The organism is Pontibacillus sp. ALD_SL1 (genome assembly GCF_017355605.1).
This window is the reverse complement of record NZ_CP062974.1, coordinates 1,963,074-1,977,566: the sequence shown is the minus strand read 5'-3', so window position 1 is coordinate 1,977,566 and position 14,493 is coordinate 1,963,074. Positions and strand designations below refer to the sequence as shown.

Genomic DNA, 14,493 nt, shown 5'->3' with positions numbered 1-14,493 from the left:
GAGGAGGGCATATGGAATGGAATTAGCAAAACGCGTTCAAACTTTAACACCTTCAAGCACACTTGCTATTACAGCGAAGGCAAATGAACTCAAATCTCAAGGCCACGATGTCATTGGCTTAGGGGCAGGGGAGCCTGACTTTAATACCCCCGAACACATATTAGATGCTGCTAAGAATGCAATGGCTAAAGGGCATACGAAATATACTCCATCTGGAGGTATTAAAGAACTCAAGCAGGCCATTGTTGAAAAGTTTGAAAATGATCAGGCCCTTACATATGATCCCGACCAAGTAATCGTTACTACGGGGGCTAAACATGCTCTATACACATTGTTTCAAGTATTACTGAACGATGGTGACGAAGTAATTGTTCCTGCTCCATATTGGGTTAGCTATCCAGAACAAATCAAGCTAGCTGGAGGGAAACCAGTTATCGTTTCAGCTCAGGAAGATAACCATTTTAAATTGACTCCTGAACAATTAGAGCAGTCTATTACAGATCGCACGAAGGCTGTCATTATCAATTCACCATCTAATCCTACAGGTATGGTCTACTCTAAAGAAGAGCTAACTGCGCTCGGTGAAGTGTGTAACCGAAAGGATATCATGATTGTTTCAGATGAAATTTATGAAACGCTTATATACGGTGGTGTTTCACATACTTCCATTGCACAGTTATCTGAAGAATTAAAAGAACGGACCGTTATCATTAATGGTGTTTCTAAATCACATGCTATGACAGGATGGAGAATTGGATATGCTGCTGGTAGTAAGAAAGTAATCAAAGCGATGACAAATCTTGCTTCACATTCTACGTCAAACCCAACAACAGTAGCTCAATATGCTGCTTTAGCTGCTTACACATCTTCTCAGGAAGAAGTGATGTCAATGAAGGAAGCATTTAGTCAGCGTCTAGAGAAACTGTATGAATGGATAACAGCAATTCCTGGTATTACGTGTGTGAAGCCTCAAGGCGCATTCTATTTATTCCCAAATGTATCAGAAGCGGTACAAATCACAGGCTTTAATTCTGTTGATGATTGGGTAAAAGGGATTTTAGAAGAAGAGAAAGTAGCACTCGTTCCGGGCTCAGGTTTTGGTGCCGACCAAAACGTACGGTTATCGTATGCTACATCTCTTGACCAATTAGAAGAAGCAGCAAAACGAATTCATCGTTTTGTTGAGAAGCATCAATCATAAGATTTTTGGAGGGAAAGAAAGTGAAAACAACGATTTCTCAAGCACATAAACATGTTAATGAGGAAGTAACAATTGGCGCATGGTTAGCAAATAAGCGCTCAAGTGGTAAGATTGCTTTCCTACAATTACGTGACGGAACTGGATTTATCCAAGGAGTAGTTGTGAAAGCAGATGTAGAGGAAGAAGCATTCAATCTTGCGAAAAGTGTATCGCAAGAGTCCTCGTTGTACGTAACAGGAAAAATCGTGGAAGATACAAGATCTCCTTTTGGATACGAGATGCAAGTTAGCTCTTTAGAAATCATTCATGAGGCTGTTGATTACCCAATCACACCAAAAAATCATGGGCCTGAATTTCTTCTTGATCATCGTCATTTATGGTTACGTTCAAAAAAACAGCATGCCATTATGAAAGTACGTAATGAAATCATTCGTGCAACTTACGAATTCTTTAACAATAATGGTTATACTAAAATCGACCCACCAATCTTAACTGGGTCATCAGCAGAAGGTACAACTGAGTTGTTCCACACAAAATATTTTGAAGAGGATGCTTACCTTTCTCAAAGTGGTCAGCTATACATGGAAGCTGCTGCAATGGCATTTGGCAAAGTATTCTCATTTGGACCTACATTCCGTGCTGAGAAATCTAAGACTCGCCGCCACTTAATCGAGTTTTGGATGATTGAGCCTGAGATGGCATTTATGGACCATAATGATAGCTTAGAGGTTCAGGAGCAATATGTTTCTCATGTCGTACAATCTGTTCTTGAAAATTGTAAATTAGAGTTACATGCATTAGAGAGGGATACTGAGAAGCTTGAAAAAATTCAAGCCCCATTCCCTCGCATTACTTATGATGATGCAATTAAATTATTAAAGGAAAAAGGCTTTGACGATATCGAATGGGGCGAGGACTTTGGAGCTCCACATGAAACGGCCATTGCTGAAAGTTATGATAAGCCCGTATTCATAACGCATTATCCATTAGACATTAAAGCCTTTTACATGAAGCCTGACCCGGAGCGTTCAGATGTGGCACTGTGTGCTGATTTAATCGCACCAGAGGGTTATGGTGAAATTATTGGTGGAAGTCAGCGTATTGATGACTTAGAGCTTATGGAACAACGTTATGAGGAGCATGGGCTAACTAGTGACGCCTATCAGTGGTATTTAGAACTACGTAAATACGGTAGTGTTCCTCACTCTGGTTTCGGTCTTGGACTTGAGCGAACAGTTGCTTGGATCACAGGCATTGAACACGTTCGCGAGACCATTCCGTTCCCTCGTTTATTAAACCGTCTATACCCATAAGACAATAAGCGATGTTTATTGTAGTAAAAGCTCCCAAAGTTTGGGAGCTTTTTCATTCATTGGCTGTCGGTTTTAATCGTTAATCATGTTACAATCAGTGGATGGATAACTTCGGTGTAATCAAAGGTAGAGGTGAGCAGGACAATATGAACGGAATCGCAACGTTAATGAAAGAACAGTTAGCATTACCAAAAAGATTATTAACCAATTACAGGCATTTAGGATTAACGGAGAGTGATGTCATGGTGCTTTTACACATCCATCGCTTTCAAACAGAAGGAAATGATTTTCCTACACCTTCAGAACTGTCTGAATTTCTTTCTATAAATGAATATGAATGTTCCCAAGTTCTTAGAAAGTTAATTCAAAAGAGCTATCTTTCAATTGAACAAAATACAAACGAACAAGTGCTAAATGAGGTTTATTCGTTAAATGGCCTGTGGGAAGCACTTCTTGAAGAACAAGAAGATGAATATCGTACGAAACAAGACGATCCGGAGCAGCCTAATATGTTTGTTTTGTTTGAGCAAGAATTCGGGAGAGCCTTGTCTCCATTTGAAATTGAAACGATTAATATATGGATTGATGAAGATCATCAAGAGCCCGCACTCATTAAAGCAGCTTTAAGGGAAGCGGTGCTAATGGGGAAATTGAACTTTAAGTATATTGATCGCATTTTACGCGAATGGAAGAAGAAAGGGATTCGTTCTGTACAAGATGCCAGAGAGGCCAGTAAATCATTTAGAAGTCAACAAGGGAAGTCAAATCAAACTTCTGAGGAACAAAGTTCTCAGCGGGATGTTTCCATTTATTATAATTGGCTTGATGATGACGCATAGGAGAAAGGGGAGAGGAGATGCTGAATCGTTCCCAAATCAAGATTGTTTTAGATTCATTAGAGAAGATGTTTCCAGATGCGGATTGTGAACTAGAACATGAGAACCCTTTTGAGCTTCTTGTTGCTGTAGTTCTGTCAGCTCAATGCACAGATGCTTTGGTCAACAAAGTGACAAAGGATTTATTTAAGAAGTACAAGACACCAGAAGATTACGTGAACGTTCCACTAGAAGAACTTCAACAAGACATCCGTTCAATTGGCTTGTATCGAAACAAGTCTAAAAATATCAGGAAGTTAAGTCAAATGCTGATTGATGAATATGACGGGGAAGTACCATCATCCAAAGAAGAGCTAGAGAAATTAGCTGGTGTAGGGCGTAAAACAGCAAATGTAGTAAGTGCTGTGGCTTTTGGAGAACCAGCCATTGCGGTTGATACACATGTCGAACGCGTGTCTAAAAGGTTAGGGATATGCAGATGGAAAGATTCTGTACTTGAAGTAGAGAAGACACTTATGCGTAAAGTTCCAAAAGACGAGTGGAGTGCTACTCATCACAGAATGATTTTCTTTGGAAGGTATCACTGTAGAGCTCAAAACCCACAATGTGAGGTGTGCCCCTTATTAGATCTATGTAGAGAAGGGCAAAAGAGAATGAAAAAAGTAAGTAAGTAAAAAGATCGATCCTAGAAGGATCGATCTTTTTTTAATTATTATTTTCTTCTGAATCGTTTTCTTCTTCATTTTCTTCTTCATTTGTATCGCCTGAAGACTGGTCTTCGGAGTCTGGTTGGTTATCTGTATTGTCTTCTTCTTCTTCTTCTTGTTCTTGATTAGAATCGTTATCTTGGTTGTTGTTATCATTACCTGCATCATTATTGTCCTGATTGTTGCCGTTATTGCCTTGGTTGTTGCCATTGCCATTATTGTTGCCATTATTGTTCTCGTTTTGGTCATTTTCGTTTTGATTCTTTTCTTCATTTTCTTCTTCACCGTCTAACAGATCATCTACATTTTCATCCTCTTTTTTAGGAACTTCAATCTGAACAGTTTTTGGTGAACTTGTATTAGCACCATTTCGTTCACTAACAGCAAAGACTTCAAAGGAGTAAGCCTCTCCAGGCTGAACATTAGGAATTTGTATTTTGGTTTCCTTAATGCCTTCTGTAATCGTTTGAGGCGATTGTCCTCTAGTTGCACCTTTTACGGTAAACGTTGCGGGACGCTTTTCATCTTGTTTATATTTCCAGGAAAGGGTGATGCTTTGCTTTCCTTGGTCATAGTTAGCCTGCAAGCCCTCAACAGGGTTTAACTGATCATAGGCTTGTGACCTATTTGTAGGTTCTGTCCCTTTTACAAATAGCTCGTATCGGATTAGGTTGCTCGGTGTATACTCACTTGGGAGTTTAGCAGGACTTGTACCAGCTTCTACTTTCGATTCGACAACAGAAGAAGGCTTTTTGAAGTCAGCTGTTTCGACTCCTTGTGATATATGGCTCATGAGTTGATTAAAATACCTCTGAGGGATCTTTGTATCAGGTACTGTCTTCTCTTCTGAACCATACCCAGTCCAGACAGCAATAGTATAATTAGTTGTATAGCCTGCAAACCAAGAGTTTGTGTCATCGTTAGTAGTACCAGTCTTACCGGCAACTGGAAGACCAGGAATGTTAGCTGCTGTTCCTGTACCAGATGTTACGACGTCTTTTAGCATATCTGAAACCATATAAGCAGTTGAGTCATTCATAGCTACGTTCGATTTAGTTTCAAATTCAATCGGTTCGCTACCGTCTTGAAACTCGATCCGCTTAACGGAATACGATTCATTATGAACACCTTCGTTACCAAATGAACTATATGCCTCGGCTAACTCAAGTGGAGTTACTTCTTCGCCGCCACCGATGGCATTGGTTTCATAAAAGGCTTTTTGTGTAAATTCAATGCCTAATCCTTCAGCAAAGGATTGAGCTTTATCAAATCCTACTTCATTAAGCGTTTTGACGGCCGGCACGTTTAAAGATTTCTCTAGAGCGTACCTCATTGAAACCTGGCCCTTATATCCTGAAGTATAAGGGGTCCTAACTTGTCTATCAGGTTCAGTTTCATAGTAGTATTCTTCATCGACAAGCTGATGGTGAGTCGACCACTTCAGGTACTCAATTGCAGGTCCGTAATCGAGAATTGGTTTAAATGTAGACCCTGGCTGTGAACCCCCATCAATAGCATAGTTAAACGTAGCATTAATACCTTCTGTATTTCGCCCTCCTGCAATAGCTCTAATCGCTCCTGTTTTTGTATCTACAACAGCAGCTGCTGTTTGCAGATCTTTATCAGGGAAGGAGATTCCACCTTGTTCATCTAAAAGCTGTTCTGCTTTTTGTTGTGCTTTTGGATCTAGTGTTGTATACACTTTTAATCCATCTTCATACACATTCACGTCATCAACTTTACCTTGGATTTCTTTTAAAACCTGCTCAATAAAGGCATCATACGGAATGTTTGTTTCCGTTTTTTCAGATAGCATGGATTGTACTTTTACAGCCTTTGCTTCTTTTGCTTCTGCTTCTGAAATCTTTTCGTGCTGAACCATTAAATCAAGGACGACGTTTTTACGTTCTTGAGCGAGATCAGGGTTCTTATATGGATCGTAAGCAGATGGACGCTGCGGCAGTCCGGCTAATAATGCAGCTTCAGGTAATGTTAATTCATTTAAATCCTTATTGAAGTAGAGTTTTGCTGCACTGGCTACACCGTACGCGTTATTCCCATAATAAATCTTATTCAAGTACATGGAGAAAATCTGCTCTTTCGAATATTTCTGCTCTAGCTTAAGTGCGAGCCATTGTTCCTGAACTTTACGCTCTATTGACTTTTTCGGACTTAAGAAGGATCGTTTCACGACCTGTTGGGTGATGGTGCTCGCTCCTTGAGCTCCAAACCCTTCTGTTATATTGGCATAAATAGCACCGCCAATACGCTGAAGATCAATACCAAAGTGATCAAAAAAGCGAACATCTTCTGTTGCAAGGACTGCATTTTCTAACACCTGTGGGACATCTTCATAAGTAATCTTTGTCCTCTTCTGAGTCCCTAGTTCAGCAAACAGATCTCCATTTACATCATACATCTTGGTTGAATACGGATCAGATAATTTCGCTTCATCTAAATTAGGTGCACCCTGGACGTAGTAGACAAAAAGACCACCGCCTAAGAGAGCTCCTACTAAACCTATAATCAATAACGTGGTGAAGATTCGTTTAAATACCGATTTCTTCCCAGATTGTGTGCTTTGCTTCTGCTGCTTCTTTCTAGCAGCTCGAGATTGGCTATTTTCGGCCATTTCCCATCTTCCTCCGTTCTAAAAGTATAAGTCATCCAATACGTGTAAATAATCTACACGTATATGATACTTAAGTGAGATGATATACCCTTTTGTTACAATCTCTTGATAGGGGATCGATTTTCTTCCCCCATCTTTTTGTCGTTCCCAGTAAGGGAAAAGTTTCTCTGCCTCGAGAAAATACGTTTCTTCTAAAGTGGAAAATCGAATAATTAAAAAGCAGATTCCCCCATGTTCACATACTTGTTTCATATGGTCAATTTGGTGTTGGTGAACATTAGCAAGAGGAAAAGATGTTTTGTTTTTAGTTTCCTTCGCTTCAAAATCAATATACCTTCCCTTGTAAATTCCGTTATAGTCTGTAGTGGAAGCTTGTTTAAAGTAAGCTTCCTTAATTACAGCAGCACTACGCTTTGGGAAATCTACGTTGACAATCTGTACGGGGGTAGGTTTCTTATGGATGACAGCTCGGTTTAATTCTAAATAGGCTTTATTTGTTTGATTAATGTCTTCTTCTAATGTCATGCCACGATTAGAGAAGTCCGGTTTCGACTGAGGACGTTTGTTCCCAGGGGATGGGGAACGTCCTTTTTTTCCGTTTGGATAATTCATGAAATGTGCCCTCCCTGTGCATGATAGTATCATATCAGAAATGATGAAAAAATGAGAACTAAAATGTGAAAAATCCCTTAAACATTGCATTTCTGAATAAGTACGAGAGAGGTGATTCTTTGAATAAGACGAAATATCCTTCTTTTATTCAAGACATCATTCATGCTACAGAAGAAGGTAATAAAGATAACGTTTCAAGAACTAAATGCTATCAGGACTTCTATTTGACAAACAAGGAAATTCATTGGGCATTTCTTGCTAGCATGGTCTCAAGAAATGCTGGATGGAATATGACCGATCTTAATGTGCATCCAATGAAGGATTTACTGTCTCAAGATGTAAGGCAGCAATTATTTGCTACCTTTGAACGAGCTAATTGGCTCATATTCTCAGATGCTTACCCTCAATTACTTCTCTATAAACGATCGCTTGAAGAAGGGGAACCATTATTTCGACATTTATCAACATTAAATGTATCGCAGTTTATGATTAAAGAGTGGGAAAACTTTTGGCATACAAAAGACAAGGTACGTCTTGTGAAAGCACTCATTATCAATGAACAAAATGTTATTGAAAAGCCTGTTATTCAACATCCCTTCTTCAAAAAACGAGTATTTCATAGGCTACCGTACTTATCTCAAGACTTTTTTCATTTAAGTGCGGTTCTTTTTCCAACGGCTACTGGGAATCTTTATGGTGCTTCCGTTCATGATTTTACGAATATTTCTAAACGCATCACATTGGGGAAGAAGCTGTATCAATTACTTTTTCATCCACAATTTTATCCCTTGTTTCACCAATTTGCTATCCAGACGGAACCTATTGGATCAAGAACAGAGTATGAACAGTATTTCCTGTTGCCAGTTGCGAAGACTCCTATGCTTAGGGTGATGTATCCAATCATTTACCACAGAGATAATATTCGACCAGATTGGTACCTTTCAGGGCGTTCTGTAAAGAAAAAATGGTGGCGAGATGAGTGTTATAAAACGACTATGGATGTCAGCCATCGCTTTTATGCAAAGCGTTTTGCGATGTTGGCGTTTCAACAGTTAAAAAGTCCACAATAAAGAACGAGCATCCACTAATGGATGCTCGTTCTTTATTATAATTTAGATTTTAAGTAGCTGGACGATTCTCACCGTCTAGTTTAGGATTCCCATCGCCTTTAAAGTTCTCGTTGCGTTGTTTTGGCTCCTCGTTCTTTAAAGGCTTTTTTGCTTGTGTATTACGACCTTTTTTACCCATGATATCCCTCCTCGACAATAGTTTGCGACAGTTTAAAGAAAACATACGAATCAAGGGGGATTTTGGCGATATTCACTTTCTTTGTAGCTTTTCTTCTAGTTTTGTCAGGTGTAAAGGGTTATTGGACCTAAGAGAGAATTCTTATATAAACAATTCTCGAGGAGGGTGCCAAATGGCTGTAGCTGCTAAAAAGATTGAAATGTTTCAAAAAGGTGTTTCCAAGTTTGAATTTGAACAAAACTGGGTTGAGCTTATGGACCGGATTGAAATGGTGGACGAGAAAGTTTCAAGAAAAGCAGATGAGGTCGTTATGACAATGGTATTGGCTCATAGGCACGAAATTGAAGACTTGCAATCTGAATTATATCGCCTACAAAGTGAAGTTAAGAAGCTTCAAAAGGAACAAAAGAACGCCGTGCAACATGTAGCCGAACCCACTCAATCATCTAAAATTAAAAACCTTTGGCACCGAATTTTAAAGTGAATATTGTTCATTTTCATGTTAAAGTGGACATGGGAGTGAGCAACTGTGAATTCACAATTATATGATGATATACAACAAATAAAAGAGCAACTTGAAGCATTAAGAATACAGTTCGTACAATCAGAAAAACCAGCAGAGAAGAAAGACCGGGCCTTATTTGAACGTGTAAAAGTAGAAACAGCACCGCTTTTTACTTTAAATGAACGATGGGCAACACAAGCTGAACAGTACTTAAAGGAGCATCCAGGTGAATCTGTCCACCCGTTGCAATTGAAAAACACAAAAGAAAATATAGAACTTGTTATTCTTCACAGTTATTACATCGATGTTCCGAAAAAACGTTTTATGGAATTATACAATTCGATTCATTATGTATTAGACCAACTAGTGGAAGGGTTACAGAAAGAGAGCACCGATGAATAGGTGCTCTCGAGCAATGAGGTGAAGCTATTCTTTAATGGCTCCACCTTTTTTTGTGTGCATTTCTGAGGGTTTGTCCTCGCCCACTTCTGCAAATCGCTTGGCAGTTAAGGGTTTTTCATTTTCATGATTTTGACGCTTGACTTTATATCCTTTGCCTCTTCCCATTACCATTCGCCTCCTTTCTGCTTTCATATTTATTATTTCTAAGGGAACGATGAACTATGCTTAACGAATTTTTAATAGGAAATATAAAAAATTAAAATAATCATGAACGAATGGCTATACTAATTCGTTGTATCTATAAGGGTCATAAAAGGGGAGTGGTTATGGACGAACAAGTTCTAAAGCAGATTAAAAACGGTGATCAACAAGCCCTTGCCCAAGTTTTAAAAGATCATTATGAATTTCTCTTTAAATATACGGTTCAGCTTACCGGAAACAAAGACGTTGCGAAGGACGTTACGCAAGAAACGATGGTGAAAGTCATACATTCTATTCACAAATATGAAATACAGGCCAAGTTTTCAACATGGATCATTCAAATTGCTACGAATATTTTCCTGGATATGAAGCGGAAGGATAAAAGATGGGAACTATATCTGAAAGAAAATGGTGGGGCAGCAGGATGTGAATTAAATACAGAAAATAGCTGGTCTGAAACAGTGGAAGTTCTCTCATCACTCGAGGATGCATATCGTGTTCCGATCCTTTTGAAGCATCTGTATGGCTATGAGTATAAAGAGATTGGACATATGATTGGTTTAAAGGCAGGTACTGTTAAATCCAGGGTACATTATGGACTGAAGCTTTTAAGGAAGGAGATGGAGGGTGATGAATAAACATTATGATAACAATACGTTTGAGGATAACGTGACTAATGATTTAATGGATTTTCATGAATCTATAGATGTGGAACAACCTGACTTTAATCATCTATTACATCTGGTTCAAACAGAACAAGCTCAAAGGCATCAACATATTTGGAAAGAATTAATGCTTTTATGGGGGATATCGGTGATCATTTTGACATTGTTAGCTATTTTTTATTTTTATACACCAATTCTTTTCGGCTTGTCACAATTAGGAGTTATTACAAGTCTTGCTATTTATTTCTACAAGGAAAAAGTGAAGGTGATGCGATATGACCCAAGTTGAACCTCACGAGGTGCCGATTCTTGTTTGGTGTCTCATAGCATTGTTATTAGTTAGTCAAAGTACTTTTCTGTTCGTGCAAGCGAAAAAGGTGGGGAGAGCTCCCTGGTTTTGGGCTTTAATTGGTCTAATACAGGTCCCGATGCCCACTGTTGCATTTTTTGTGATGAAGAAGATTTTATGGGAGAAAAGAAGATGAGGGCTGGACTAATCTTGTTAAACTTAATACTTCAAATAACAGGACTTGTTCGTTTATTAATTGATGTTAAGACAGGAATCATCCTTTATATCTCTTCTTATGTACCTGTAGGTATTGTCCTGTTTATGCTAGTAAAAGATCGTCAAAAAGAAAAAGAGGAGGAAGAACGAAATGATTATCGTGACTACTGACTTTGTAACAGGCTCAACCATTAAAGAGGTGAAGGGGTTTGTAAGAGGAAGTACAGTTCAATCGAAAAATATTGGCCGTGATATACTTGCTGGACTTAAAAACATAGTTGGTGGAGAGATACGAGATTATACGAAGATGATGGATGAAGCTCGTCAATTAGCCATTGCGCGGATGACAGAACATGCTAAGGAAAAAGGAGCCAATGCCATAATAGCTGTTCGATTAGAAACCTCTAGTGTAACGAGTGCCGCTTCCGAAATCATTGCTTACGGAACTGCTGTTATCATTGAATAAACATAGAAAATAGAAGTTCAGCATAGAGAAAAATTATAGCCCAGAGACAATTTGTCTCTGGGCTATAATTGGTTTCTTATACTTTACTTTTAAGACAGTGATTTCTTACCGTTTCTAATCCGATATAAAATGAGGTAGAAAGCAGGAAGCAATAAAAGTGTTAAGAGTGTTGAAAACGCAAGTCCTGCTACAATAGAGACGGCAAGAGGCCTAAATAACACATCACCACTAACGATAATAGGCACGAGTGCTGCGATTGAGGTTAAGGTCGTTAGTATAATTGGACGTATACGCGCTCTTCCTGCTTCAATGACAGCTTCAATAATAGACTGTGATACCCGGTAGTTCTGTTCAATAAATTCGACCAGAATAACTGAGTTTCGTACTACAATTCCTGATAATGATACAATACCAAGCACTGCTAGGAAGCTAAGTGGCTGGTTGAAAACGAAGAGTCCAATAATCGCACCTGTTACTGCTAAGAATACAGTACTTGTAATTAATAATGGCATTAACAGGGAGTTGAACTGGATTGCAATAACCAAGTAGATCAGGAACAAGATAATAACAAATAGTTTAGATACTTCAATAAAGAATTCTTGTTGAGCACTTGCCTGACCACTTTGCGTGAATGAGTAACCAGAAGGCAATGTTTCTTCAAAATCAGCTACGATTTGATTTGCATCATCTTGGAAGCTATTCGATCCTTCTTCTCCATACGCTTTCAGTGTGATGGTGCGTTCCCCGTCTATATGAGGGATGCTTCCAATTTGCTCCGTTTTTTCTTCAGTAATCAATTCATCAAGTGTAATAACTTGAGGTGGCCCGTTTTCGCCTGTTGGAGGTGCAGCAATTTGTAAGTTACTTAGGTTAACACCTGCATCGTCTCCGTCATCTAGTAAGAGTTTCATAGAATAGTTTTCTATTCCATTATCAAAAGCAGGTAAAGGGATTCCTGCGCTCGCGGCTTGAATCTGAGAAGAGACTTGATCAACTGATATATTTAAGTCAGCCATTCTCTCCCGATCTAAATTATATTCAATATAAGGTTGCTCATCATTCATGTTTAATGTTACCAGCTCTGTAGATTCAAGAGACTTAACTTTCTCTCTTAAGTCATTTGATAGGCTTAGAAGCTTATCAATTTCTTTACCTTGAATTTTCACTTCTACAGGCGCACTTGGTGGTGGACCTGAAACGATGGTTTCTAAGAAAATCTCTGCATCTGGATATTCCTTACGTAACGGTCGTTCCCATTCATTAATGAATTCTGATGCACTTGTTTTGCTTTTGTCGACCCTTACTAGGACCTGGCCTGTATATTCACCGCTTTGTTGTAAACCTGAGCTGAAGAGGTTTGGCATGCCGGACCCAGCAAATATGGCTGTTTCATCAATCTTGTTACTTTTTTCTTGAAGAAACTGTTGCATATCGTTTAATTGATCCTGAGTATTCTCGAGTGTCGTTTCTTGAGGATAGGTTACTGAAATGGTAACTTCTTGCCGGTCTGCCTCAGGGAAGAATTCAAAAGGAATTCGTGTCACAAGAAGGGCTAGTAATATACAAGCCAACAATCCAGAGAACCCAAAAATAAATGGCCGTTTTGTAACTCTTGGTAATACCCGTTTTGCATACGCTTCTTCAATCCAATTGAAAAATGAGCCGAGTATCCCCACTTTTTTTGGAGCTTCTTTTTGGTCTTTACGCTTTCGACGAACGTATTGAACCGTAGGCACTAATGTTAATGCCATGATAGTTGAAGCAATAATCGTCGTTATGAGTGTTGTAGGTAACGCTCGTATAAAGTCTCCGTTAGACCCAGAAATAAAGGTAAGAGGGAAGAAACTGAATATAATCATGAGTGTAGAAGTTATGATCGATACACGAACTTCCTTCACACCTTGAATGGTTCCTTGCCAAGCGCTGTCTCCCATTTGGAACCTGCGCTGAATATTGTCGTTCACCACAATGGCATCATCAACTAATATACCAATGGCTATTATTATTCCTATAATGGATATTTGATTTAAGTCAACTCCTACATAAGGAAGCGGGATTAATCCAATTATAACGGATATTGGTATAGCGATAGCCACTAGAATGGCACTCGAGACTGGTAGTCCGAATAACATAATAATCAGTACGGCCACTACAGATATAGCAAAAGATGTAGTTAGACTTGTAAAGACCTCTTCAATGATCGTGCTTTGGGTATAGAAGCGATCAACATCGATATTTGAAGGTAAATCTTTTGATAGTGTATTTACTTCTTCTGTTATTTTATCCTGCAAAGCTGATATATTTTGTCCTTCATTGGCTAAGATTGTTAAAGAAATAGAAGGTTTGCCTTTATACGTAATAAGGTCTTCCGTCTCTTTTAACGTAAGGGATATGGAGCCAACATCATTTAAGAAAAGTGGATCTCCGTTTTGCTTCTTACCTATTGCGAGAGATCTTAGTTGTTCCCAGTTCTCTGTTTTTTGCAACAATAGTTGGTATTGTTTTCCTTCTTCTTCAGTTGTACCAATCGCTCCAGGAGAAAGTTCCTGACTTAGCGACTGTGTAACCTGAAAAGGGGAGACGCCTTGTTCGTTTAGTGAGTCTGAATCAAGTTCAATAAGTAGCTGTTGTTCTGGTAAGCCTTTTATTTGAACTTGATCGATTCCACCGATATTAGTTAATGATTCTTTCCAATTTTGTGCTGTTTCACGAATGTCGTATAGATCGTTAAATTCTTCTGCTGTTAGGTGATAAGATGCGACTGCCGACATCCGGAAGTCTGTTTGAACACTTGGATCTTGGACGTTATCAGGGAAGGATCTTGATACATCAGATACAGCTTGTCGTACTTTAGAGAAAACGGTTTGACGATCTGCGTCCCCACTTAATGTAAGGGTAACAGAAGAGAATCCAGTTGAAGAAACAGATTCTACAGTATCTATACCGGCTATATCCTCCAAATCATTCTCGAAAGGGTTCGTTATAGTACTTTCTACTTCTTTAGGAGTTGCACCAGGGTATACAGTTGAGATCGTCGCAACGTTCACATTAATTTCAGGAATCTCTCTTTTAGGCAACTGGGCGTATGTAAAGATGCCTGTAAAGATGAGTAAGAGAATAAATATCCATACAATTTTTCGATATTTAAGTACCCAATTCATTAATATCCTCCTTTAGCTCTGATGAGAGTTTATATTACA

At 38.8% G+C, this 14,493-nt stretch carries 16 protein-coding genes; 11 read left to right on the top strand and 5 right to left on the bottom strand.

Going from position 1 to position 14,493, the window contains the following annotated elements:
• Positions 1 to 16 precede the first annotated feature (16 nt).
• From IMZ31_RS09935 to nth, 4 genes are all read left to right on the top strand, one after another.
• Entirely contained in the window at positions 17 to 1,201 is a 1,185-nt protein-coding gene (locus IMZ31_RS09935) for a pyridoxal phosphate-dependent aminotransferase (RefSeq protein WP_207527238.1), read from the top strand.
• Between the two features lie 20 nt (positions 1,202 to 1,221).
• Positions 1,222 to 2,514 (top strand): asparagine--tRNA ligase, encoded by a 1,293-nt coding sequence (gene asnS, locus IMZ31_RS09930; RefSeq protein ID WP_207527237.1) that lies wholly within the window; start codon positions 1,222 to 1,224, stop codon positions 2,512 to 2,514.
• A gap of 146 nt (positions 2,515 to 2,660) precedes the next feature.
• Positions 2,661 to 3,353, top strand: a complete 693-nt coding sequence (locus IMZ31_RS09925) for a DnaD domain-containing protein (RefSeq protein ID WP_207527236.1) — start codon at positions 2,661 to 2,663, stop codon at positions 3,351 to 3,353.
• A 17-nt stretch (positions 3,354 to 3,370) separates the two neighbouring features.
• Positions 3,371 to 4,024 (top strand): endonuclease III, encoded by a 654-nt coding sequence (nth, locus tag IMZ31_RS09920; RefSeq protein ID WP_207527235.1) that lies wholly within the window; start codon positions 3,371 to 3,373, stop codon positions 4,022 to 4,024.
• Positions 4,025 to 4,055: 31 nt separating this feature from the next.
• Here the strand turns inward: nth and IMZ31_RS09915 are convergent, their stop codons facing one another.
• Entirely contained in the window at positions 4,056 to 6,689 is a 2,634-nt protein-coding gene (locus IMZ31_RS09915; RefSeq protein ID WP_207527234.1) for a PBP1A family penicillin-binding protein, read from the bottom strand.
• A gap of 18 nt (positions 6,690 to 6,707) precedes the next feature.
• Entirely contained in the window at positions 6,708 to 7,301 is a 594-nt protein-coding gene (recU, locus tag IMZ31_RS09910) for a Holliday junction resolvase RecU (RefSeq protein ID WP_207527233.1), read from the bottom strand.
• A gap of 119 nt (positions 7,302 to 7,420) precedes the next feature.
• Between recU and IMZ31_RS09905 the strand changes: the two genes are divergently transcribed.
• Positions 7,421 to 8,371, top strand: a complete 951-nt coding sequence (locus tag IMZ31_RS09905; protein WP_207527232.1) for a DUF2515 family protein — start codon at positions 7,421 to 7,423, stop codon at positions 8,369 to 8,371.
• A gap of 49 nt (positions 8,372 to 8,420) precedes the next feature.
• Here the strand turns inward: IMZ31_RS09905 and IMZ31_RS24645 are convergent, their stop codons facing one another.
• Positions 8,421 to 8,549: a hypothetical protein gene (locus tag IMZ31_RS24645; RefSeq protein WP_256438005.1), complete on the bottom strand. Its 129-nt coding sequence runs from the start codon at positions 8,547 to 8,549 to the stop codon at positions 8,421 to 8,423.
• A 172-nt stretch (positions 8,550 to 8,721) separates the two neighbouring features.
• Between IMZ31_RS24645 and IMZ31_RS09900 the strand changes: the two genes are divergently transcribed.
• Both IMZ31_RS09900 and IMZ31_RS09895 read left to right on the top strand, forming a co-directional pair.
• On the top strand, positions 8,722 to 9,033 hold the full coding sequence (locus IMZ31_RS09900) for a hypothetical protein (protein WP_207527231.1): 312 nt from the start codon (positions 8,722 to 8,724) through the stop codon (positions 9,031 to 9,033).
• Positions 9,034 to 9,078: 45 nt separating this feature from the next.
• Positions 9,079 to 9,456: a DUF1798 family protein gene (locus tag IMZ31_RS09895; protein WP_242705537.1), complete on the top strand. Its 378-nt coding sequence runs from the start codon at positions 9,079 to 9,081 to the stop codon at positions 9,454 to 9,456.
• Between the two features lie 24 nt (positions 9,457 to 9,480).
• On the opposite strand, the gene IMZ31_RS09890 is transcribed toward IMZ31_RS09895, so the two are convergent.
• On the bottom strand, positions 9,481 to 9,621 hold the full coding sequence (locus IMZ31_RS09890) for a hypothetical protein (protein ID WP_156969049.1): 141 nt from the start codon (positions 9,619 to 9,621) through the stop codon (positions 9,481 to 9,483).
• A 161-nt stretch (positions 9,622 to 9,782) separates the two neighbouring features.
• On the opposite strand from IMZ31_RS09890, the gene IMZ31_RS09885 reads away from it, so the two are divergent.
• The 4 genes from IMZ31_RS09885 (at position 9,783) to IMZ31_RS09870 (ending at position 11,293) form a co-directional block, all read left to right on the top strand.
• The gene (locus tag IMZ31_RS09885) at positions 9,783 to 10,295 is read left to right on the top strand and encodes a sigma-70 family RNA polymerase sigma factor (RefSeq protein WP_207527230.1); all 513 of its coding nucleotides are present in this window, start codon (positions 9,783 to 9,785) and stop codon (positions 10,293 to 10,295) included.
• The gene (locus IMZ31_RS09880) at positions 10,288 to 10,611 is read left to right on the top strand and encodes a YxlC family protein (protein WP_207527229.1); all 324 of its coding nucleotides are present in this window, start codon (positions 10,288 to 10,290) and stop codon (positions 10,609 to 10,611) included. The genes IMZ31_RS09885 and IMZ31_RS09880 overlap by 8 nt, the downstream gene beginning before the upstream one ends.
• A gap of 192 nt (positions 10,612 to 10,803) precedes the next feature.
• Entirely contained in the window at positions 10,804 to 10,998 is a 195-nt protein-coding gene (locus IMZ31_RS09875; protein ID WP_207527228.1) for a hypothetical protein, read from the top strand.
• Positions 10,979 to 11,293, top strand: coding sequence for a YbjQ family protein (locus IMZ31_RS09870; protein ID WP_207527227.1), 315 nt, complete (start codon positions 10,979 to 10,981; stop codon positions 11,291 to 11,293). The genes IMZ31_RS09875 and IMZ31_RS09870 overlap by 20 nt, the downstream gene beginning before the upstream one ends.
• Before the next feature lie 89 nt (positions 11,294 to 11,382).
• Here the strand turns inward: IMZ31_RS09870 and IMZ31_RS09865 are convergent, their stop codons facing one another.
• Entirely contained in the window at positions 11,383 to 14,454 is a 3,072-nt protein-coding gene (locus IMZ31_RS09865; protein WP_207527226.1) for an efflux RND transporter permease subunit, read from the bottom strand.
• Positions 14,455 to 14,493 lie beyond the last annotated feature (39 nt).

Excerpts from the sequence above, each read along its gene's own strand:
- IMZ31_RS09935 (WP_207527238.1), top strand. The coding sequence starts at position 17 with ATGGAATTAGCAAAACGCGTTCAAACTTTAACACCTTCAAGCACACTT.
- IMZ31_RS09870 (WP_207527227.1), top strand. The coding sequence starts at position 10,979 with ATGATTATCGTGACTACTGACTTTGTAACAGGCTCAACCATTAAAGAG.
- IMZ31_RS09915 (WP_207527234.1), bottom strand. The coding sequence starts at position 6,689 with ATGGCCGAAAATAGCCAATCTCGAGCTGCTAGAAAGAAGCAGCAGAAG.
- IMZ31_RS09900 (WP_207527231.1), top strand. The coding sequence starts at position 8,722 with ATGGCTGTAGCTGCTAAAAAGATTGAAATGTTTCAAAAAGGTGTTTCC.
- IMZ31_RS09885 (WP_207527230.1), top strand. The coding sequence starts at position 9,783 with ATGGACGAACAAGTTCTAAAGCAGATTAAAAACGGTGATCAACAAGCC.
- IMZ31_RS09865 (WP_207527226.1), bottom strand. The coding sequence starts at position 14,454 with ATGAATTGGGTACTTAAATATCGAAAAATTGTATGGATATTTATTCTC.
- recU (WP_207527233.1), bottom strand. The coding sequence starts at position 7,301 with ATGAATTATCCAAACGGAAAAAAAGGACGTTCCCCATCCCCTGGGAAC.
- IMZ31_RS09925 (WP_207527236.1), top strand. The coding sequence starts at position 2,661 with ATGAACGGAATCGCAACGTTAATGAAAGAACAGTTAGCATTACCAAAA.
- IMZ31_RS09875 (WP_207527228.1), top strand. The coding sequence starts at position 10,804 with ATGAGGGCTGGACTAATCTTGTTAAACTTAATACTTCAAATAACAGGA.
- nth (WP_207527235.1), top strand. The coding sequence starts at position 3,371 with ATGCTGAATCGTTCCCAAATCAAGATTGTTTTAGATTCATTAGAGAAG.
- IMZ31_RS09880 (WP_207527229.1), top strand. The coding sequence starts at position 10,288 with ATGAATAAACATTATGATAACAATACGTTTGAGGATAACGTGACTAAT.
- IMZ31_RS09890 (WP_156969049.1), bottom strand. The coding sequence starts at position 9,621 with ATGGGAAGAGGCAAAGGATATAAAGTCAAGCGTCAAAATCATGAAAAT.
- IMZ31_RS24645 (WP_256438005.1), bottom strand. The coding sequence starts at position 8,549 with ATGGGTAAAAAAGGTCGTAATACACAAGCAAAAAAGCCTTTAAAGAAC.